Origin of the sequence: Persicobacter psychrovividus (genome assembly GCF_036492425.1) — a bacterium.
Classification (GTDB): Bacteria; Bacteroidota; Bacteroidia; order Cytophagales; family Cyclobacteriaceae; genus Persicobacter; species Persicobacter psychrovividus.
Window position 1 is genome coordinate 463,827 of record NZ_AP025292.1, and the last position, 20,225, is coordinate 484,051.

Annotated in this window: 21 protein-coding genes; 10 read left to right on the forward strand and 11 right to left on the reverse strand. The window is 43.7% G+C overall.

Features of this window, described 5'->3' with window-relative positions; translation table 11 throughout:
• The first annotated feature begins 78 nt into the window (after nucleotides 1-78).
• Complete coding sequence (locus tag AABK40_RS01990) at nucleotides 79-645, forward strand: acyl-CoA thioesterase (RefSeq protein WP_338397508.1); 567 nt, start codon at nucleotides 79-81, stop codon at nucleotides 643-645.
• A gap of 98 nt (nucleotides 646-743) precedes the next feature.
• Here the strand turns inward: AABK40_RS01990 and AABK40_RS01995 are convergent, their stop codons facing one another.
• From AABK40_RS01995 to AABK40_RS02010, 4 genes are all read right to left on the reverse strand, one after another.
• Nucleotides 744-1,583, reverse strand: coding sequence for a GIN domain-containing protein (locus AABK40_RS01995; RefSeq protein WP_332919676.1), 840 nt, complete (start codon nucleotides 1,581-1,583; stop codon nucleotides 744-746).
• Between the two features lie 182 nt (nucleotides 1,584-1,765).
• Nucleotides 1,766-2,578 carry a GIN domain-containing protein gene (locus AABK40_RS02000; protein WP_332919675.1) on the reverse strand — a complete coding sequence of 271 codons (813 nt, stop codon included), beginning with the start codon at nucleotides 2,576-2,578 and terminating at the stop codon, nucleotides 1,766-1,768.
• Nucleotides 2,579-2,793: 215 nt separating this feature from the next.
• Entirely contained in the window at nucleotides 2,794-2,916 is a 123-nt protein-coding gene (locus tag AABK40_RS02005; protein WP_332919674.1) for a hypothetical protein, read from the reverse strand.
• 2 nt (nucleotides 2,917-2,918) lie between these two features.
• Nucleotides 2,919-3,380: a hypothetical protein gene (locus AABK40_RS02010; protein WP_338397509.1), complete on the reverse strand. Its 462-nt coding sequence runs from the start codon at nucleotides 3,378-3,380 to the stop codon at nucleotides 2,919-2,921.
• A gap of 191 nt (nucleotides 3,381-3,571) precedes the next feature.
• On the opposite strand from AABK40_RS02010, the gene prmC reads away from it, so the two are divergent.
• Complete coding sequence (prmC, locus tag AABK40_RS02015) at nucleotides 3,572-4,435, forward strand: peptide chain release factor N(5)-glutamine methyltransferase (RefSeq protein WP_338397510.1); 864 nt, start codon at nucleotides 3,572-3,574, stop codon at nucleotides 4,433-4,435.
• A gap of 212 nt (nucleotides 4,436-4,647) precedes the next feature.
• On the opposite strand, the gene AABK40_RS02020 is transcribed toward prmC, so the two are convergent.
• The 3 genes from AABK40_RS02020 to AABK40_RS02030 all read right to left on the reverse strand — a co-directional run bounded on the left by AABK40_RS02020 (nucleotide 4,648) and on the right by AABK40_RS02030 (nucleotide 7,594).
• A complete protein-coding gene (locus AABK40_RS02020; protein WP_338397511.1) occupies nucleotides 4,648-5,130 on the reverse strand; it encodes a hypothetical protein in 483 nt (160 codons plus the stop codon).
• Between the two features lie 77 nt (nucleotides 5,131-5,207).
• Nucleotides 5,208-6,125: a PfkB family carbohydrate kinase gene (locus tag AABK40_RS02025; protein ID WP_332919670.1), complete on the reverse strand. Its 918-nt coding sequence runs from the start codon at nucleotides 6,123-6,125 to the stop codon at nucleotides 5,208-5,210.
• Nucleotides 6,126-6,394: 269 nt separating this feature from the next.
• Nucleotides 6,395-7,594: a GNAT family N-acetyltransferase gene (locus AABK40_RS02030; protein WP_338397512.1), complete on the reverse strand. Its 1,200-nt coding sequence runs from the start codon at nucleotides 7,592-7,594 to the stop codon at nucleotides 6,395-6,397.
• Nucleotides 7,595-7,979: 385 nt separating this feature from the next.
• Here AABK40_RS02030 and AABK40_RS02035 point away from each other — a divergent pair, with 385 nt between their 5' ends.
• From AABK40_RS02035 to rsgA, 4 genes are all read left to right on the forward strand, one after another.
• Nucleotides 7,980-8,444 carry a Dps family protein gene (locus AABK40_RS02035; RefSeq protein WP_332919668.1) on the forward strand — a complete coding sequence of 155 codons (465 nt, stop codon included), beginning with the start codon at nucleotides 7,980-7,982 and terminating at the stop codon, nucleotides 8,442-8,444.
• A gap of 152 nt (nucleotides 8,445-8,596) precedes the next feature.
• Complete coding sequence (locus AABK40_RS02040) at nucleotides 8,597-9,226, forward strand: peroxiredoxin (RefSeq protein ID WP_332919667.1); 630 nt, start codon at nucleotides 8,597-8,599, stop codon at nucleotides 9,224-9,226.
• A 175-nt stretch (nucleotides 9,227-9,401) separates the two neighbouring features.
• On the forward strand, nucleotides 9,402-10,652 hold the full coding sequence (locus AABK40_RS02045; protein WP_338397513.1) for a 3-deoxy-D-manno-octulosonic acid transferase: 1,251 nt from the start codon (nucleotides 9,402-9,404) through the stop codon (nucleotides 10,650-10,652).
• A gap of 205 nt (nucleotides 10,653-10,857) precedes the next feature.
• Nucleotides 10,858-11,784 carry a ribosome small subunit-dependent GTPase A gene (gene rsgA, locus AABK40_RS02050; RefSeq protein ID WP_332919665.1) on the forward strand — a complete coding sequence of 309 codons (927 nt, stop codon included), beginning with the start codon at nucleotides 10,858-10,860 and terminating at the stop codon, nucleotides 11,782-11,784.
• 47 nt (nucleotides 11,785-11,831) lie between these two features.
• Here rsgA and AABK40_RS02055 read toward each other — a convergent pair whose 3' ends face one another.
• Complete coding sequence (locus AABK40_RS02055; RefSeq protein ID WP_338397514.1) at nucleotides 11,832-13,010, reverse strand: MATE family efflux transporter; 1,179 nt, start codon at nucleotides 13,008-13,010, stop codon at nucleotides 11,832-11,834.
• A 289-nt stretch (nucleotides 13,011-13,299) separates the two neighbouring features.
• On the opposite strand from AABK40_RS02055, the gene AABK40_RS02060 reads away from it, so the two are divergent.
• On the forward strand, nucleotides 13,300-14,421 hold the full coding sequence (locus AABK40_RS02060) for a hypothetical protein (RefSeq protein WP_332919663.1): 1,122 nt from the start codon (nucleotides 13,300-13,302) through the stop codon (nucleotides 14,419-14,421).
• 62 nt (nucleotides 14,422-14,483) lie between these two features.
• A complete protein-coding gene (locus AABK40_RS02065) occupies nucleotides 14,484-15,098 on the forward strand; it encodes a YigZ family protein (RefSeq protein WP_338397515.1) in 615 nt (204 codons plus the stop codon).
• A 54-nt stretch (nucleotides 15,099-15,152) separates the two neighbouring features.
• Here AABK40_RS02065 and AABK40_RS02070 read toward each other — a convergent pair whose 3' ends face one another.
• Entirely contained in the window at nucleotides 15,153-15,740 is a 588-nt protein-coding gene (locus AABK40_RS02070; RefSeq protein ID WP_332919661.1) for a 3'-5' exonuclease, read from the reverse strand.
• 10 nt (nucleotides 15,741-15,750) lie between these two features.
• Nucleotides 15,751-17,223: a Na+/H+ antiporter NhaC gene (gene nhaC, locus AABK40_RS02075; protein WP_338397516.1), complete on the reverse strand. Its 1,473-nt coding sequence runs from the start codon at nucleotides 17,221-17,223 to the stop codon at nucleotides 15,751-15,753.
• 123 nt (nucleotides 17,224-17,346) lie between these two features.
• On the opposite strand from nhaC, the gene AABK40_RS02080 reads away from it, so the two are divergent.
• Both AABK40_RS02080 and AABK40_RS02085 read left to right on the forward strand, forming a co-directional pair.
• Nucleotides 17,347-18,162, forward strand: coding sequence for a Rossmann-like and DUF2520 domain-containing protein (locus AABK40_RS02080; RefSeq protein ID WP_338397517.1), 816 nt, complete (start codon nucleotides 17,347-17,349; stop codon nucleotides 18,160-18,162).
• A 25-nt stretch (nucleotides 18,163-18,187) separates the two neighbouring features.
• Nucleotides 18,188-19,459 carry a replication-associated recombination protein A gene (locus AABK40_RS02085; protein WP_332919658.1) on the forward strand — a complete coding sequence of 424 codons (1,272 nt, stop codon included), beginning with the start codon at nucleotides 18,188-18,190 and terminating at the stop codon, nucleotides 19,457-19,459.
• A 55-nt stretch (nucleotides 19,460-19,514) separates the two neighbouring features.
• On the opposite strand, the gene AABK40_RS02090 is transcribed toward AABK40_RS02085, so the two are convergent.
• The gene (locus AABK40_RS02090) at nucleotides 19,515-20,060 is read right to left on the reverse strand and encodes an outer membrane beta-barrel protein (RefSeq protein ID WP_332919657.1); all 546 of its coding nucleotides are present in this window, start codon (nucleotides 20,058-20,060) and stop codon (nucleotides 19,515-19,517) included.
• Nucleotides 20,061-20,225: the final 165 nt, after the last annotated feature.

The window sequence follows — 20,225 nt, forward strand, 5'->3', positions numbered from 1 at the left end:
TTTTAGAGATTTTCCTTTCTGTCAATTTACTTTGCAGTTCTAAATCTTGAGATGACTCAAAAGAGATAACCTACAACGATGGAGCATAAATATAAAAGGATTGAAGATTCACGCATAGAAATCAAGCAGCTGATGTTGCCTTCAAACGCGAATTTTAGTGGGAAAATTCACGGGGGGCATATATTGTCGTTGATGGATCAGGTGGCTTTTGCCTGCGCATCCAAGCATTCAGAAACCTATTGTGTGACTGCTGCGGTAGAGCGCGTCGAGTTTCTGCACCCCATAGAGGTGGGGGAGTTGGTATCGATGAAAGCACAAATCAATTATGTTGGCAGAACGTCGATGATTGTGGGGATTCGTGTGGAGTCTGAGGATATTAAGACGGGCACTGTAAAGCATTGTAATTCGTCGTATTTTACAATGGTGGCCAAGGATGAGCAGGGGAAAACAACCGCTGTACCAGGGCTGGTCATCAATTCTGAGAATGCTATTCGACGATTTTTGCGGGCGGCACATAAGGTAAGCTACCTGAAGACGAAAATTGAGAAGTTTAATAGCCGAAAGGTGGAGGAGTTTATGGACGAGGTTTACCTGAGTCAGCTGAAACTCTTTAATGTGAAAATTGAGCTGGATCAGAAAGATTAAAAAAAAGCGGTAAGGACAGATTTTCCTTACCGCTTTTTTGATCTACAGGGGTAGGTATTTCCTCCTGCTGAAGCCTGATATTTATTGTTTGCTGCTTATCAGGACTCTCTTTTACTTAATTCAGCACCACCGTTGACTTCCACATCCACGGTCAGGTGGTCGTGCCCGTCAGCTTTATAGAACAAGTGCGCTCCCCCGTCGGCTTCTCCTTTAATCAGGCTTGAAGCATTCACCCATGCATTGGCGGCGTCGATCAATTTTACCTCGTATTTTTCTGCTTCAACAGGCACATTCAAACTCGCGCCTTCAACAGGTTCGTGGCAAAATTTTGAAGCGCCTTTGGCTTCCACCGAGATGGTATTGAAACTATTACCCGACAGGTTACATACCGCACGGTCAGCGAGTTTAATTTCCGCTTCCTGACCAATAACAGTCGGCAGGTTGATGATCGCATTGTTCTTCACATCAGTGTTTGAGGTTTGTGTACAGTCGATGATCAGCTTAGGGACTGCCACATTTTCAGCCGCAAAAACTTTTGCCGAGTCTTTGGCAGTGATGGTCATGGGCTCGAAGCTGAAATAGGTTTTTGAAAAATCTACCTTCGCCTCGTTGGTTACGATCAGTTCATGGATCATTTTGGCACTCAGGGTAATTTGCAACTGATCGATCGCAGCACCCTCGGCAAGATAAATACTCAGGTGATTGTCATTAATTTTGAAATGCAGATTGGAGAGCTCCCCAAATCCGCTGACCTGCGCTTTGCTTTCAGAAGCATTTTGGATGTTCAGGTGCAGGTGCTGTCCAATTTCTACGGAAGTAAAATTCCCCAATGGGACCTCAAGGCTCGATGGGCTTGGAGCAGGGCTGTCGGAGCAGCTGCTGAAGATGGCCGATAAAACGATCAGGCAGAGGAATAGAGGGTTACTTATTTTTTTCATGGTGTAAAGATCAATATGAAATAGCCGACAACAAGGGTTAATGGGGCTGTCGGATTAATTTGTAGGGCAAAGATATAAAAATTCAGGTATTTGAAGTATCCCGAATGATGATGATTAAAGCCAAAAAAAGCAATGCTAAAATAACATTGCTTTTGGGATTTTAAAGAAGGGTTCAGTCTACGCTAAAGCGAAAGGTCTTTGATGAATTTTTCAGCACCATTATGAAGTTCTACAGTGGGAGTATAGCCATGATTCACATAATAAATTTGCGCACCATTGTTGGCTGTTCCTTTGATGTCCTCTGTGGCATCCACCCAGAGTTTGGCACCAGTATCAATGTTCAGGTCGTAAAGGGGTGCTTTGAGTGGGGCCTTGCTGTCAGGAATGAAATCATCATTCGAGGTTTCATTGAACAGGGCACCGTTTCTTGCGCTGATGGTCACTGTGGAACTTGCATTCCCTTGAATATTGGTATGGGCTCCAGTATCCATGGTGAGTTGTGCGCTGTGGGTTTCAAGGTCAGCGATGAATAAACTTGCGCCATTTTTAGTGTTCAGCTTCAACTCGTCCTTGACCAGTAGTTGGTCTTCAAAATTAACAATACTGTGGGTATCGATGTCCAGGTTGGCTTGATCTTCTGTGGTAATTGCCCCTTTAAGCAGGACATCGGCTTGGTTATGGACATATAATCTTTTGAGATCATAACCGAGGTGGATGGTCGTTTTTCCTTCAATTTCTTCTCCTTGTCGGGGCTTGATCATCAGTACGCCATCTTTTACGGCATAGTCCAACTCATTAAAATCACCATTGCTGATATCCACCGAGTAGCTGCCGTCCTGAATAACCGTTACGGGGAAGTCTCGACCCGTGGCATCAATTTCCACACTGTGAAAAGGCGACATATGTTCTCCTGTGGGGTTGTCGTTGGTGGTACATGCTGAAAGGGCTACCACAGCGAGGGCAACAATCATCAGGCTTGAGAATATCTTTTTCATGTTCATTTTTTATGGTTAAGGGCATAAAAACAAACACTGTGCAAGTGTAAATTATTCCTTGAAAATAGGGGGAGAGTATGAATCAGAGGCATGATAATCAAAGCAATCGGCAAAAAAATAGCTGAAAGCAGTTTCATGAAAGCGTGGGCGCGGGAGTGTGCTACTTACGATAGGGGAAGTTTGATATTCTTTTTTCGGAGGGATACACTCTCCAATTATTCTTTTTCCTCTTCAGGCTTGCCACTCATGATATACCACAGAATAATCCCTCCTGCGGTGAAAGGAGTGATGAAGGCCAATGAAATGAGGAAAGCCAGCAGGCCGTCTTCGAGCATCATACTTAATAGGTTTCAGTTGGAAAAATAGGGCGTGCGCTTATGGGGCAATTCGCACTGCAGCCTTGTTCCAGCCAATAGTTTGTTGTTGGTAGTTTTGGCATGGTAATAATATGCAGGTGCGAGACCTTTTCCTCAATTTTCACTGCCTGGTCTGTAAGATAATTGTGTCTGGCAGTTGAAAATCCACTCACAAAAACACAGCGCATGCAAATATTGAGACTCTTAAACCCCTTTGCTAATGGGGTTAAATCACAAGGCGCACTATTCATTAATTTAGGGGAAATCTTCCGAAAGTCAAAGATTATTTTACAGCTTTGGTAACGCCGAAGCATGGGCTGAAGGGACGCTGCAATTTTGTTGATGGTGCTGTATTGGCAGCAGGCATGAAAGGTAATGGTGAAAATAGGATTTTTGTCTTCCGATAGGCATATGTCAAAATCGTTACCCTGAATTAAGTTGCTCATATTCAATTGTTTGTCAATTATCTTTATAGTTGGAACTTTATTTACGCTACTTGGGTTGGTTAAATGTACTTTTCAGTGGTTGGATTAATTTTGTACGATATTTGATGCAGGATAGGGGTAGTGCGAGCATCAATGCCTTATTTTGGGGTAAATCGCGTGCAGGATTGAGGGGATAATTTGTAAATTGCAGCATGGAAAAAGCATTCAATGGCGCGAAAGCGCTAAAAAATTATATAGCGGAGGCACTGACCCCCATTTTAGGGGATCGTGAAGCTGAAAGTGTTACCTTTGGATTACTCGAAGACCTTTTTGAAATTGATAAGATGAAGGTGATGACCAATGAGCGTTTGTCATTGCTTGAAGAGGAGTATGATGAATTGTGGGATGCTGTGGAGGAATTGAAGCAGGGGGTGCCCTTGCAGCATGTTACAGGAGTTGCGCCTTTTTATGGCCATAAGTTTATCGTCAATGAACATACCCTGGTGCCACGCCCCGAAACCGAAGAGTTGATCAAGTTGATCTTGGATGAGAATAAAGACAACGAGCTTTACAACATTCTTGATATTGGTACGGGTACAGGCTGTATTCCTATTTCCCTTGATTTGGAGATGCCACATTGCGATGCTTTTGCGGTGGATATTTCCGAGAAAGCCCTGTTTGTTGCCCGACGCAATGCAGTATATTTGGATGCAGCGGTGAGTTTTGAACAAATGGATGTACTGAAGGATGAGCTGCCTTTTGATCAGCAGTTTGAGATTATTGTCAGCAACCCACCTTATATCTGCGATAAGGAAAAAGCGGACATGGATGCCAATGTATTGGAATATGATCCACATTTGGCGCTGTTCGTTCCAGACAATGATCCGTTATTGTTTTATAAAAAAATTGCTGATTTGGCATTGACGAAATTGACTGCCAACGGGAAGTTATACTTTGAAATCAATGAGGCTTATGGTGCAGAAACCAAAACCATGTTGGAAGAGAAAGGCTATAAAAATGTGGAGGTGTTTAAAGACCTCAATGACAAAGACCGTATGGTTCGAGCTCAGCGTTAAAAAATGAATGGACGGGGAGTTTATTTGTCCGCAGATTATGCAGATTTCCACAGATTATTTTTGTGGGTAAGCATGGAAGGGCATATAAAGGATTAGCATGGTTTTTTGTATTTAGTTGGTCACAGGCAAGCGTCCGCAACCAATATGATTTAAAATCATGGTAATCCTTTTAATCAAGTTGCTTAAAATCCTCCAACATGATTAAGCGGTGTTTATTTCTTCCGCTGAATCAACTCCAACAAAATTTTAAACTCCAATCCAATCGTGCCCTTGTCCTCTACGGGAAGGGTACTGAAGGCAGGAGAAATCTCAAATCCTTTGATCAGGTATTGATAGAGTGGCAAATCAGGCAGGGCATTGATCATCTTTTGGGTAAGTTCTTTGTCCTGAATCATCGTCGGGTGGCTTTCCATATATTCGAGGAAGTCGAATTGCTCATCGCGCAGCTCTTGAAATTCCTTATAACCCAGTTTTGTGTTTTGGAAAAAAGGCTCGTCCCTGTAAAATAGGTAGATGGTGAAAACACCACGCATAATCACCCCTTGCAGGTAATTGTCATAGCCATCCATTTTATAGCCCAAAAAAAAGGAGATCAAAAGCGGCTGTTGCTCCTGAATTTCCTGATATAATTTTTTGTAGCCTTCAGGTCCAAGTTTATTGACCTGCTCTTCGATCTGCTCAATGCGCTCTATCATATTTTTATTTTGTGCTCGATGGCCAACGAATGAAGCGTATCTCCTTCAGTCATCAGCCACCGATCACCAGTCACTTTTTATAATTCAAATTGTGAAAGATCCACAAACTGTTGAATACGGGCATCCACTGTTGCCTGATCCAAATCCTGCAAACGCTCAGGGCCGAATTTCTCTACGGTGAAAGAAGCCATTGCCGAGCCATGAATGATCGCACGCTTCATATTATCGAAAGAGATATCGTCCGTTTTGGCCAGGTACCCCATCAATCCACCTGCGAAAGTGTCTCCAGCTCCTGTTGGATCGAAAACTTCCTCCAAAGGCAAGGCAGGCGCAAAGAAAGTACGGTTTTCACCGAACAACAAAGCACCGTGTTCCCCTTTCTTGATGATCAAATATTTTGGTCCCATCTCCTGAATTTTTTGAGCCGCACGTACCAGTGAGTAATCACCAGAAAGCTGACGGGCCTCTTCATCATTGATGATGAGCATGTCGATCATCGTCAAAGCCTTTTTCAAATCATCCATCGCAATGTCCATCCAAAGGTTCATCGTATCCATGGCGATGAATTTCGGGCGGTTTTTCATGCGCTCGATCGTCTGAATCTGAATGGCAGGGGTCAGGTTGCCCAACATCAGGTATTTCACATCCTGATAATTTTCAGGAATTACAGGATCGAAGTTTTCCAAAACGTTCAGTTCTGTGGCCAGCGTATCGCGGCTGTTCATGTCGTTGTGGTATTTGCCCGCCCAGAAGAAAGATTTTTCCCCTGCTTTGATCTGCAAACCTTCCGTATCGATACCGTGACGGTTCAAATCAGCAATGTTATCATCGCCAAAATCATCCCCAACAACGGCAACGATATTATTTTTCTCTTTCAAAAAATAAGAGGCCGCCAAGGCGATGTAAGTACATGAACCACCGACGATTTTGTCGGTTTTGCCAAAAGGCGTTTCGATTGCATCGAAGGCAACCGTACCAATAGATAATAAACTCATGGTATAATGTTTTAGCTTAATGTGGGTAACTGAGTAGCGGTGGACTTCCCCACAGATTACACAGATTTCCACAGATTATATTTTTTATTTTTTAATACGACTGATTTGTCAATAGCTGTATGCCCTGTTGATGGTTTTAAGAGCATGACTACCATGATTAAAAAGGATTTTAGGATGTTCTCCCGTTCAGAAACGATAAATCATGTAAACCCCTTTAATCAAGTAAATCATAGTCAAAAAAATATCGACATTATGCGTTTGACAAGACCCTACTCCGTTTTCTTCGGCTTTTTCTTAAAGCCTAATCGGGGGTGTTTTACCACCTCTTTGTTGCGGTCAAACATATAGCGGTAAGTGTGGTGGGTCTTTACAATGCGTGTCCCGAGGTTACGGGCGAGGTGCATCATGGCAGGGTTAAAGTCCCCAATCCAGTTCATCTCCAGCTCCGAATAATTGTGTACCTCAGGGTTAATCACATTCTTGCCCGCTTCAATGATCATGGCAGATTCAACGCCCTTGCCCTGATAAGCCGAAGCAACGCCAAAAACCATCCCCATCAGTCGGTTGGAAACACCTTTCATCTGAAAGTATTTGAAACGCAGCATTTGCCAAAGGTTCCATTTACCATTCATATACCTGAAAATTTTGTTCACTTCCGGTAAGTTGACATAAAAGCAGATGGGTTTATCGTGGTGGTAACCGAAAAAGATCAGTCGCTCATCCATGATCGGCTTCATCATTTGCATAATATCACGAGCCTGCTCGAGGCTCAGTTGTGCCACTCCCTCAAAGTCTTTCCAGGCATCATTATAAACCATCACGAAATCCTTGGTGTATTTCTCAAGCTGACTTTTCTTGATGGTTTCAAAGCGATATTCATCCGAGGTGAGGATCTTCTCTGCCCTTCGGTGGATAATATCCGGCAGGGGATCGAAAGTATCTCTGCCAAAAGTGTATTGCTTGAAGTAAACCTTGAAGCCGTAATTCTCAAACAGGGTCTGGTAATACTTCGGGTGGTAATTGTTTTCATAGTTGGCGGTGCGGTGATGCCCCTCAACCAACAATCCCCACCATTTATCGCGCTCACCAAAATTAATGGGGCCGTCCATCGCTTCAAGGCCTTTTCCTTTCAGCCATGTTTGTGCGGCATCAAAAAGGGTATTGGCAGCTTCCTGCTCATCAATACATTCAAAAAAGCCCAGTCCGCCTGTTGGCTGGTCATTGTCCTTGTTTTTGGTGGTGTTGCTGTAGAATGCCGCGACCCGACCAATAAACTTGCCTTGATCGTCTTTGAGCATCCATCGGATGGCTTCCCCATGGCTAAAAAAGGTGTTTTTCTGTGGGTTAAACACCACAGCGATGTCCTTGTCCAGCGGACGGATATATTCGGGGTAGTCTTTGTATAATGGATGTGGAAAGTCAATAAACGCTTTTTCCAGAGCAGGGCTATTTACTTCGATTAATTGCATAAATCTTTGATCCTATAATGGGGCTAAAGTGTTTTTGTTACACAATCGGTAAAGGTAAGGTTTTTACAAAGGTGAGAAAACGATCTGCCGAAATATCGATGGTATTTCATGGATAATTTATTGATTGACCACTTTTTATCAACATGAGTCCGCGGAACGCCGGTGGCAAAGTCATTGTCGAATATGATTTATATTATATAATTAATCATGACTTATCAGCAAATTGAGTAATGATATTGGTGAGCGTAAACCTTTGTTTATGCTTTCATGTCGGGTATCGATATCCTTGATGATGCATTGATCGAAGTGATTTGATAGGCAAAGCAAGCCTGCCTACCTTTGAACCATCGAAAAGAAATAATAAAAACATAAATACACAATAGCTATGAATTTCATTGGATTAGACGCACAGAAAGCAAATCAGTTAGCAGATCAGTTAAACGACCTGTTGGCCAACTTTCAAGTTTACTATCAAAATCTAAGAGGCTTTCATTGGAACATTAAGGGCCCTCAGTTTTTTGAGCTTCACGTAAAATTTGAAGAATTATACACTGAGGCACATACGCAGATTGATGAGGTGGCAGAACGTATCCTGACTTTGGATAAATCACCGCTGCATTCATTTGCAGACTATCTTCAGGCGGCAGAAATTACCCCTGCGGTAGATGTGAGCGATGCCGAAAATACGGTGGGAATCACCCTGTCGAACATTCAGGCACTGATCAAAAGAGAGCGTGAAATTCTTGAAATGGCAGGAGAGGCCAACGATGAAGGAACAGTCGCTTTGATGAGTGATTACATCGCCGGACAGGAAAAAACCGCCTGGATGCTGAAGTCCTATTTAGGATAAACTTCACCGCCCAATATTGTATCAACATAACTAATATTGTAATAAGCAAAAGCAATGTAAATTATAGAATGCTTTGTTGGTAAAACTGTAATAACCCTATACCTTTGAGCTATTAAGTTTGAAGAAAAATAAACCTTAAAATAATAATCAATATGTCATTAGTTGGAAAAAAAGCCCCATTGTTTGTTGCACCAGCAGTTGTTAACGGTTACGAGATCGTAGAAGACTTCTCTTTGGAGCAGTACATTGGTAAGCAAGAAGTAATTTTCTACTTCTATCCAAAAGATTTTACTTTTGTTTGTCCTACTGAAATCTTGGCTTTCCAGGAAAAATTGGCAGAATTTGAGAAGCGCAACGTTGCTGTTGTTGGTATTTCTTGTGATTCAGAAGAAACTCACTTGGCTTGGTTGACTACTCCTAAGAAACAAGGTGGTATCGAAGGCGTGAAATACCCATTGGTAGCTGACTTGTCGAAAACAATTGCAAACAACTACGGTGTATTGGCCGGTGACTGGGAGTACAATGACGAAGGAGAATTGGTATTCGCAGGTATTCCTGTAGCTTTCCGTGGTACTTTCTTGATTGACAAAAACGGTGTTGTACGCCACGAAACAATCAACGATTTGCCATTGGGTCGTAACATCGATGAGATGATCCGTTTGGTAGATGCTTTACACCACGTAGAAGAGCACGGCGAAGTTTGTCCTGCAAACTGGTCTGAAGGTGCTGACGCTATGAAAGCAACTAAAGAAGGTGTAGCAGAATACCTTTCAGCGCACTAATCAAGCGAGCAAATAAATATTGGCGATCCTAACAGATATGCCACTGAACCCTCTGATAATCTCAGAGGGTTTTTTTATTTTTGCGTAAAATTATAAACAACCACCACACAAGGAAGATTTATTTCTGAAGACCTTGTAGAGAGGTTGTCCTTTAACCACGCTCCAAAATAATCGCATGGGTCAATTTTTATACTCGTTTTTATTCCATCTGGCAGAATTACTGTTGCCGATTCCCGCACTTTTTAACAAGAAACTGCGCCTGTTTGTAAAAGGCCGAAAGCCAGTATTCAAACAACTGATGCACTTTCGGGCAACTTATAACGACCCTGTGGCTTGGTTTCACTGTGCATCTTTGGGAGAGTTTGAACAGGCACGACCAGTTTTGGAAGAATTTAAAAAGCGGTATCCTGATTATAAAATCGTCCTGACCTTCTTCTCCCCATCGGGTTATGAAGTGCGTAAAGATTACGATAAGGCAGATCTGATCACCTACCTGCCAATAGATACCTGGCAGAATGCCAAGAAATTTGTCGATTTGCTGAATCCTCAGGTGGTATTTTTTGTGAAGTATGAGTTTTGGTACAACTACCTCAAACGTGTGGCGCAGAAAAATATTCCCCTGTTTTCATTTTCAACCATTTTCAGAAAAGACCAAATCTACTTCAAGTGGTACGGCGCCTTCTTTTTCCGCACCCTGCATTGCTTCGATCATTTCTTTGTACAGAATCAGGAGTCTGTGGAGGTGCTTGAAGAGGCTAAAGTCTATAATTTCAGTAAAACGGGAGATACCCGATTCGATCGGGTAGAGGAAATCTGCCAGCAGGCCAAAAAACTTCCGCTTGTAGAGGCCTTCACGGAGGGGCACCGCACATTGGTGGTGGGCAGCAGTTGGCCGCAGGATATGGTGCATATTTTTCCGCTGATCAATGGTGGGAAAACAGACCTGAAATTTATTATTGCACCACATAACCTGAAAGCGTCAGAAATGAAGGAGATCGAAAACCAATGCGCAGGCAAGGTGATTCGCTACTCCAAAGCTTCAGAACAAAACGTTTCGGATGCACAAGTGTTGATCATAGACAACTTCGGCATGTTGTCGTCGGTCTATCGCTATGGCGACTTTGCCTATGTGGGAGGTGCTTTTGGTAGCGGCTTGCACAATATCCTGGAAGCGGCCACCTATGGTTTGCCGATCTTTTTTGGGCGTTCAGCTAAAAACAGAAAATTTCAGGAGGCTACGGATATGCTTGCACGGGAGGCGGCATTTGATTTTGAACGCAGTGAAGAGTTTGCAGAGAAATTTGCGGCCTTGTATAATGATGAGGATCAATACCAACAGGCCGCCGATCGGTCGAGAAGATATGTGGAAGAAAATTTGGGCGTTACGGCTCAAATTCTCGACTTTTGTGAAGCTTATATAAAATAATGAAAATCATTCGGAGGTGAAGAAAGAATGCTTTCAAAATTTACTTGTTAACAAGTGCTCGGAGATCAGTACCCAGTGATCGATAGGGTTTATATTTCCTGTCACAGGCACCTTTCTGAAATATAAAGGTGAGCTATTTCTGGAAAGCACTTGATAAGTTAAATCAGGGTAAAGTATTAGTTTAAACAGCCGACAAAAATAATATATGGAAGGATTAGTGATGCGCTCGACGGGCTCGTGGTATGAGGTGCGCGATTTGACCACCGATGAAGTTTACCAATGCCGTCTTCGGGGGAAATTCAAAATTAAAGGATTGAAGGTAACCAACCCTTTAGCGGTGGGGGATATCGTTACGTTTGAGCTTGAAGATACCGAAGAAGAAACAGGCGTGATCACGCATATTAAAAAGCGTGAGAATTATCTTATCCGTAAATCTACAAGGAAGGTGCGGCATGGGCACATCATTGGTGCCAACCTTGACCAGGCGATTTTGGTGTGTACTTTAGTGATGCCCCGCACGTCTCAGGGCTTTATTGACCGATTCCTCGTTTCCTGTGAATCCTATCATATTCCTGCCGTTTTGGTTTTCAACAAAGCGGATTTACTGGTGCCAGAGGCGCAGCAGATTCAGGAAGAACTCATGGAGCTTTATGAGTCGCTGGGTTATCAGTGTTTGTCACTTTCAGCGAAGAAAAAAGAAGGACTCGATGCTTTTATGGCGATGCTTGAAGGCAAGAAGTCAATCCTTTCGGGGCACTCAGGGGTGGGGAAATCTACCCTGATCAATGCCATTGCTCCAGATATTGACCAATGGACACAAGAGGTTTCCACTTATGCCAATAAGGGGGTTCATACCACCACCTTCGCAGAAATGTTTGAAATCGAAGAGGGAACATTTTTGATCGATACTCCAGGAATTAAAGAACTGGGTTTGATGGACATCAAAGAGGAAGAAATTGGAGGCTATTTCCCAGAGTTCAGGGCATTAATGAGCGAGTGTCGTTTTTATAACTGTTCGCATACCCATGAGCCTGGCTGTGTAGTTACCGAGGCCGTAAAGCGTGGCTACATTGATGAAGGTCGATATATGAGTTACCTCAGTATGATGGAAGGGGACGATAACCGCCGATAAAATTTGAATCGTTCAGCAGGTGTAGAAATATTACAACACCTGCTGAATTATAATACCAGTCTTCGGTTCAGAAACAGCAGAACAGCAAAATAGATCGCTGATTTTAACGCGTGGGCTTCCACGACTCCCAAAAGCCCATCTCTCGAACAAAAATAAAAAATGAATACGAGGTACAATACCGTCGCACCGAATTGCAGTGAAAGGTGAGCGATAGGTTTGGACTGTGCCGAAAGCATGAAAGCGAGCAGGTAAGCGATAATCAGGAAGAAATCGCCCGTTTGCTGATAAAGAAAAAACTTGCTGGCAGGCAGAAAATCTTCACTGTACAGCCCAACCAACAACCATTCTTTACCAAAAAAGATAAATAAGCTGCCTATCAGGGTGACAGGAACAACCAGTGCAATAACGCCACGGACATAAATTCTCAGTTCTTCAGGGAATAAAATCAGTTGATTAACCTTCGGAAAGAAAGCCAGGCCTACGGTGCCAGTGAAGAGTAAAAAGTAGTTTTCTGATATTTTAACCACCGATTGCCACTGCCCTGCCTGCTCAAGACCATAAGCATTGATCATCCATTCCCTGACGCCATATTCGAGCATCTTCCCAAACACAAAAGCACCGAAAGTTACCAGCATGAAATTCCATATCGCCTCCATGGAGCCTTTGCTCGTTTCAATTGGTTTTACCTTTCTCACCAACCGATGCCTAACGGAAAATACCAGCGCACAAACCAGTCCCAGGAGTTGCCCGAAAGTTACACTCAGTAATGCCAGTTGCTGATCGTTATACTGCACAAAATAAGCCACAAGGATCAATGAGCAAATCAGGCTGACCAAGCTGAAAGTGGTGTATATTTTGGCGTGCCCATGAGAGAGGATGACTGCCATCAGGAACAAATGCAAGAGCAGCAGGCTCATGATGGTGAAAAACAGCCCTTCAAAAGGCAGCTGCAGCAGGTCGTTCAGTTCAATAAATTCTTTCAGGAATATATGCTTCAAACCAAAGAACACCCCAAAGCCTAAAAACAGGACAATGAGGTTGTAAATAATCGCCGCATAGAATACCCGTCGGCGTGGGCCATCCTCCAGTGTTGGGTTGCCCCAAAAGTGAACCAATGCACGGTTGATCCCCTCATTGGGGATTTGGGTAATGAGCTCTACCAGGTTTTGAAAGTGCGCCACCAGTGCCACACCTGCAGGTCCAAAATACACGGCAAAGAGTTTCATGATGCCGATTTGAGTGAGAATCCTTAGCAGGAGCGTACTCAGGGTCAATTTCGATTTCCTGATCCAGCTTGAATTAAATATCTTTAGCGCTTCGATAATATTCGTCGGTTAATGTTAAGGGTTAAGCTTTACTTTAATGGGCATAAAGTCCTATTTATAGCAAAAAAATAGCCTTTTTGTTTGGGTATAATCGTTTAATTACTCATAATATACCAAATTATTAAATAGGTCTTGGCCTACATTTATTATAAATTGATGGCCCAAAGTAGACTAAGCGTTTAGAAAGATTATGCGGAGATTTTTGTTTTTAATGATGGCCATCGTGTTGCCATTGTACTCATATGCCATGCCCACCACCCAAATTCGAAATGATAAAAAAGCCATGCGCTTCATTGAAGAAGGACTGACGGCCACTTATAATTTTGAATTCAAAAAGGCTGAGGCCTATGCGGACTCCCTCGAAACTTATCTTCAACAAGACCCTACCATTTATTTGCTCAAGGCAAGGATTCTGTTCTGGCAACAAAAATTTGAGCATAAGAACGAGAAAATGGAGCAGGCCTACACGGCTAACCTTGATAAGGGCATTGCCCTGACTGCCGAACGGTTGAAAGCCGCACCAGATGATGCCGAACTGAAATTCGTGGCCCTGACCTTCAATGCCATGTATGCTGAATATTGGTTTGATGAAGGGAGCTCCATGAAAGCCATTAGTTATGGCAAAGTACTTTACAGTTACGTGAAGGAGGGCTTTAACTTAATCGATCAGTTCCCTGATTTTTACTTCACCACAGGGCTGTACAATTACTACCGCATTAAATTTCCGCAGAATAACCCCGTGTATCGTCCTTTTATGTTTTTCTTTAAAAGTGGCGATCTGGAACTTGGGCTCCACCAAATGGAGATTGCCACAGAAAAAGGAATTTTTACGGATGTAGAATCACGGCAGTATTTATACCATTTGCTGATGCATTACGGCGCCAAACCGCAGCAAGCATTCAAGCATTCCGAATACCTGCACAAGCATTATCCGAACAACCCTTACTTCACTTGTATGTACCTCGAAAACCTCGCTTACCTGCAACGGGTAAATAGCGAAGAGGTCGCACTGGCCCTTGACCTGAGCAAGCGCAGCAATCCCATGTTTAGTGCTCCAGGAAATTTGCTGATGGGGCGATTTTTAGCCTTGGATCAGCCTACCGATCCACAGGTAAAGGAGTATTTGCTCAAGGCTGAAAAGGCTTTCCAACAGCAAGAGCACCCGAGTGATCACGGCCTGTGTGTTACTTATATCAATTTGGCGAAGTATTGTGACGCTACCAATGACCAGACCGGAAAGGCCACTTATAAAAAACTGGCACAGAAGCATAACAAATATGATGTCGATAAGCAGCAAATTGGCGCCTTGTAGCGTTAAATTGGGTTTATTTTGATAAACATTCTATTTTTGTAGGGAAGTCAATGGATGCAGGAATGAAAGACACTTATCTCACCCTTGCCGAAGCCTCGGAAGGTTTTTATAAAGAAAAAGGCAGTAAATTTATTGGGCTTGCTTATCCCATTAAAAAAGAAGAGCAAGTGAAGGAAATTATTGATGGCCTGAAGAAGCAGTACTACGATGCCCGCCACCACTGTTATGCTTATGTTTTAGGCAATGACGGCGAACGGTTCCGCGCCAATGATGATGGCGAACCAGGGCACTCTGCCGGAGACCCTATCCTGGGGCAAATTCGCTCCCATAACCTGACTAACCTGCTGATCGTGGTGGTGCGTTATTTCGGCGGCACCAAATTGGGCGTTCCCGGCTTGGTACATGCCTATCGTACTGCGGCGGCAGATGCTATTGAAGAGGGAGAAATTGTCGAAAAGATCCTGATGATCGATATTCCTTTCAGGTTTGAATACCTCAGTATGAATGATGTGATGAAGCTGATCAAGGAATACGATTTACAGATTCTGAATCAGCATTTCGATAACCTTTGTGAAATGGAAATCTCGGTCAGGGAAAAACGCTTTGCCGAGGTGCTTGAGAAGCTGAAAAAAATCGATGGAGTAGATGTGCTGTTGGAAGAAGAGGATAAAAAATAGGTGAACATTAAAAAAGCCATGACGCTAATGTCATGGCTTTTTTAATGGCTTTTCTCAGGCCATTAATGCTTGATACTCCTGTATCTTTTTGTAAATCTCCAGGCAGATCCATGCATCCGTAGCGGCATAGTCGATCTGCTGTGGGCTGTACTCGGATTTCTCCCAATTGGAAGTTTGCTGATTCTTGGAAATTCGAATTTTCAAAAATATGGCGGAGAGGTTTCTTGCTCCCGTAACTTTCCATCCCATGGCTTTCACTTCAGTAGCCAGGTCAATGTAACCCTGAGGCAAAATGTCAGCAATCTCTTTCATCCCTCTGATATCATCCGTAAGGGCAATACCAATTTTGTGAATGTCAGGATTGCTCAGCAGATCCTCCAATGCAGGGGTAACGCCTGTTTCCTGAACCCGAATCAAATAGACTTTTTCTTCGGTGGCAATCTGAATCAGGGCGATATGGTTTTTGGCGCCTCTGCGGAAAGTAGGTTTGGTCTCTGTGTCGAAGCCTATCACCGAGTACTCCTCGATTTCTTTCAGGGCTTCATCCAAAGATTCCGAATCGGTGATCAGTTCAATCTCTCCCTCGTATTTTGTCAATGGTAATTCGTTGACCTCCTCTTTACTGATTTCTTTTTGATACATAAAATCATACTTAATCTACTGCTGCCGGTACCTCCTCGATTTCCGACTTGGGCAAATCAGCTTTAACGAATAAATAGCCAAAGATGATCGTAACAATCGGGCTGAGGATATTAAAGAAGCAGTAAGGTAAATAAGCAAAAGTAGCAACTGACAACACCGAGGCTTGGTAAGCACCGCAGGTATTCCATGGTATCAGTACCGAAGTAACAGTCCCTGAATCTTCCAGCGTTCTCGACAATACCTCAGGTCGGATGCCACGTTTGCGATATACGTCTGCAAACATCCTGCCAGGCACTACAATTGATAAATATTGGTCTGAAGCGGTGGTATTGAAGAAAATACACGAAACAGAGGTTGAGGCAATGAGTCCACCAATAGAGTTGACCTTGCCGATAACCGCCTGCGTAATACGTTGCAGTAAACCTGTAGACTCCATAATCCCACCAAAAATCATCGCACACATGATCAGCCAAATCGTGTTCAGCATCCCTGACATCCCTTTTGAGGTCAGCAATTCATTCACCTGTATGTTATTGGTATGAATAGAAATCTCGGTAAACATTGAACGGCTTAGCGCTGCATAACTTGCCGCCCAAAAGCTTTTGTCTTTACCCGCCACTTCATGCAGCAAATTAGGTTGAAAAATTAAGGCAAACAATGCGCCAAGCAATGTTCCGATCAATAATGCAGGAATTGCAGGAACTTTTTTCAGTACCAGCACCAATACTGCCAATGGAACCAGAAACAACCATGGGGTAACATCAAAAGTGGCTAAAATACTCTGGCGGATCCCTTCGATATTATCTGGGTTAGCGACCGAAGAATGCTGAAATCCCATGACCAAAAAGATGATCAGTGTAATGACGATCGACGGGATGGTGGTGTACATCATGCTTCGGATATGCGTAAACAGGTCGGTACCAGCCATGGCAGGGGCCAGGTTGGTGGTGTCCGACATCGGCGATACTTTATCTCCAAAATAAGCACCTGAAATAATGGCGCCAGCGATCATGGGTTTGTCAAAGCCAAGGGCGGTACCAATCCCCAGAAGGGCAATACCGATGGTGGCGATGGTGGTCCAGGAACTGCCAATGGCAACAGAAGCAATTGCACAGATGATCACGGTGGCAAAAAGGAAAATCTTTGGGGTCAGGATGCCAAGTCCGTAGTAAATCAACGAGGGCACAACACCACTGAGCAGCCAGGTTCCCGAAAGGGATCCGATCAGTAGGAGGATCAGAATGGCAGGTAAGGCGGATTTGATACTCAGGACAATCCCGTCCTCCATCTGTTCCCAGGTATAATTGAGTTTCATGCCTACAAGCCCAGCAAGTGCAGCAGCAAGAATAAGGGCGATTTGGTTCGGTCCGTAGGTAGCATTGTCGCTAAAGATCGCCACATTGGCCGAAAGCATCCCGATCAGTAACATTACAGGCAAGAGTGCTTGTATAAGTGACGGCTTTTTGTGCAACTTATTGTCCATCTATATTATTTTTGTAAAATGATTGCGTGATTTTATTGCGTGCAAATTTGGGTTCAAAAAATGTGCTTTGCTTGATCTTGACAGAGGAAATTTCAAGATTATGTATAAATATAACAAAACGTTATGAAAAAGTTTTATAATATAGCGCTAATTGGTACTGGTAATGTGGCGTGGCACCTCGGGCCCGCACTTGAAAACGCCGGCCATCACATCACGGCCCTTTATGGTCGGGACAAAAAGCGTGGAAAACAAATGCTCGATCGGTTGTTCAATGCGGAGTGGCACCATGATCTTGACTTTTCTTCCGCCGATCTGGATGTCATTCTGGTATGTGTCAGCGATCAGGCCATTGCTGAAATTGCCAAAGATATCATCCTTCCTGATGGTACCGTACTGGCCCACACTTCGGGTGCAATGCCCATGAATGAACTGGAGTATGCTGCTGCCGATGCACATGGAGTGTTCTACCCTTTGCAGACCTTTACAAAGGGGAAGGAAATCGATATTGAAGAAGTGCCTTTTTTAATTGAAACATCAGAAAAATGGGCGACAGCACGGCTGGTAAGACTGGCAGAAACCATTAGCCATACCGTGAAAGAAGTGGACTCCAAACAGCGAAAGCATATTCACCTTTCAGCGGTTTTTGCCTGTAATTTTACCAACTTTATGATGCTAAGGTCGGCACAGATCATGGAACAGCAAAACCTGTCCTTTGAACTGATGCACCCCCTGATTGCTGAAACAATTAACAAAACACTGGAGATTGGCCCTAAAGCGGCACAAACAGGCCCTGCTGTGCGGAAGGACATTAAAACCCTCGATGCGCACCTTGAACTGATGGATGAGCAGCAGGAGTGGGCAGAAATGTACCAGGAGATCAGTCAGCAGATTATTGACGAATATCATAAGAAGGAGGAAAGGTCTGGCTGGGATATTTGATCGGGAAGTAGAAAACGAAAAAATAATGATAGGAAATAACCAACAGCGGCCACTGGCCGAAAGGCTCCGCCCGACATCCATTGATGAGATGGTCGGGCAGCAGCACCTTGTCGGTTCGGCGGGAATTCTCAGAAGTGCGCTGAATACAGGCATGATTCCCTCCCTGATTTTATGGGGGCCTCCAGGTGTCGGGAAAACCACCCTTGCGCAGATTATGGCGGAAACGGTGAAAATGCCTTTTGCTACCCTGAGTGCGATCAGTTCTGGAGTAAAAGATGTTCGGGAGGTGATTGAACGTGCCAGGCGGCAGGCCAAAACCTTATTGTTTATTGATGAAATTCATCGCTTTAATAAAGGGCAGCAGGATGCCCTGTTGGGGGCTGTTGAGCGTGGAATCATTACTTTGATTGGAGCGACCACGGAGAATCCTTCCTTTGAGGTGAATGGCGCTTTGCTTTCTCGTTGTCAGGTATATACCTTAAAGTCGCTGACAGAGGAGGATCTTAAAAATCTTTTGGCGAGGGCATTGTCTGAAGATGAGGTGTTGAGCAAAAAGAAGCTCGAAATTAAAGAATATGAAGCCCTGTTTCAGGTTTCAGGAGGAGATGCCCGAAAGTTACTGAACTTGCTTGAAATTGTAGCTGATTCGCTGGGTGCTGAAGGAAGTATTGATAATGCCATTGTGAAGTCGGTGGCGCAACAGCGAATGGCCGTTTATGATAAAAATGCAGATCAGCATTATGATTTGGCCTCAGCGATGATCAAATCCATACGTGGTTCTGACCCCAATGCAGCGGTGTACTGGATGGCACGAATGATTCAGGGTGGGGAGGATGTGAAATTTATTGCCCGCCGATTACTGATTTCGGCTTCAGAGGATATCGGTATGGCCAATCCCACCGCTTTGGTGATTGCCAATAATGCATTTCAGGCAGTACAGACGATCGGGTACCCTGAGTCGAGGATTATCCTTTCGCAATGTGCAACCTACCTGGCGACAAGCCCCAAAAGTAATGCGAGCTATAATGCGATTAATCAGGCATTACGAACGATAGAGGCGACTGGCGATTTGCCCGTTCCGCTGCACTTGCGGAATGCCCCGACCAAATTCATGAAGCAACAGGGCTATGGCAAGGGGTACAATTACAGTCATGACAATCCTGGGAACTTTGCTCCCCAGGAATATATGCCCAAGGCACTTGAAGGGCATAAGTTTTATGAGCCAGGAGACAACCAGAAAGAAAGTCACCTTCGGGAGTGGTTGAAATATTGGTGGAAGGATAAATATGGGTATTAAAAAAAAGAGGCTGTCATGTTGAATATGACAGCCTCTTTTACAAAGTTATTTTGAATTATAAGCGGTAAGAAACACCGATGCGTCCTCCAGACAAACGGTTACCTCCATTAAGCTCCAGATTAATCGCCCAGTTTTGGTTGAAATAATAACGTGCTCCCACTTGCAGCCCCAAGCCTAAACCAGAATTTTCACTCCAGTCATAAGTAGGGTCGCCTGAGCCATTCCATCTATTGGATACATTTGAGTAGCCTACATTCAAACCTGCGTACACATCCCAGTTGTTCGGAATTTCAAGAATGCGGTTAAAGTGGTAATTGGCAATGGCAGCCATGGAGAATACGGTTGTTCGGTATCCCAATCCCTTATGCGTTCTGTTGTAGCTACGGTAGCCAATATCAAAACCTACGGTGATATCACTGCCTACGCCAAAGTCCATTCCACCATATACAGGAAGTCCGTTGTTTGAAAATCCAAAGCCTGCATTTACTTGCTTGGCGCCATTAGGCAATGGGCCGCCACCCTGAGGTAAGCCTTTGATTTGTGCGTTGGCAGAGAAAGCCAAAATGCTCATGAAGACCAATAGGTAGAGTGATTTTTTCATAATTGATAAGTATCTGTTGAGTTTGTAAAAGTCGATATCGAGCAAGTTAAAACGGTATTTGTGTAATTCAAAACTGCTTAATCGATATTTGTGCTCAAACACTGAACGTGGAGGCTACTCCCCAAAAATGAAGGCAAAAAGAAAGGCTGTCCTCAAGATGAAGAC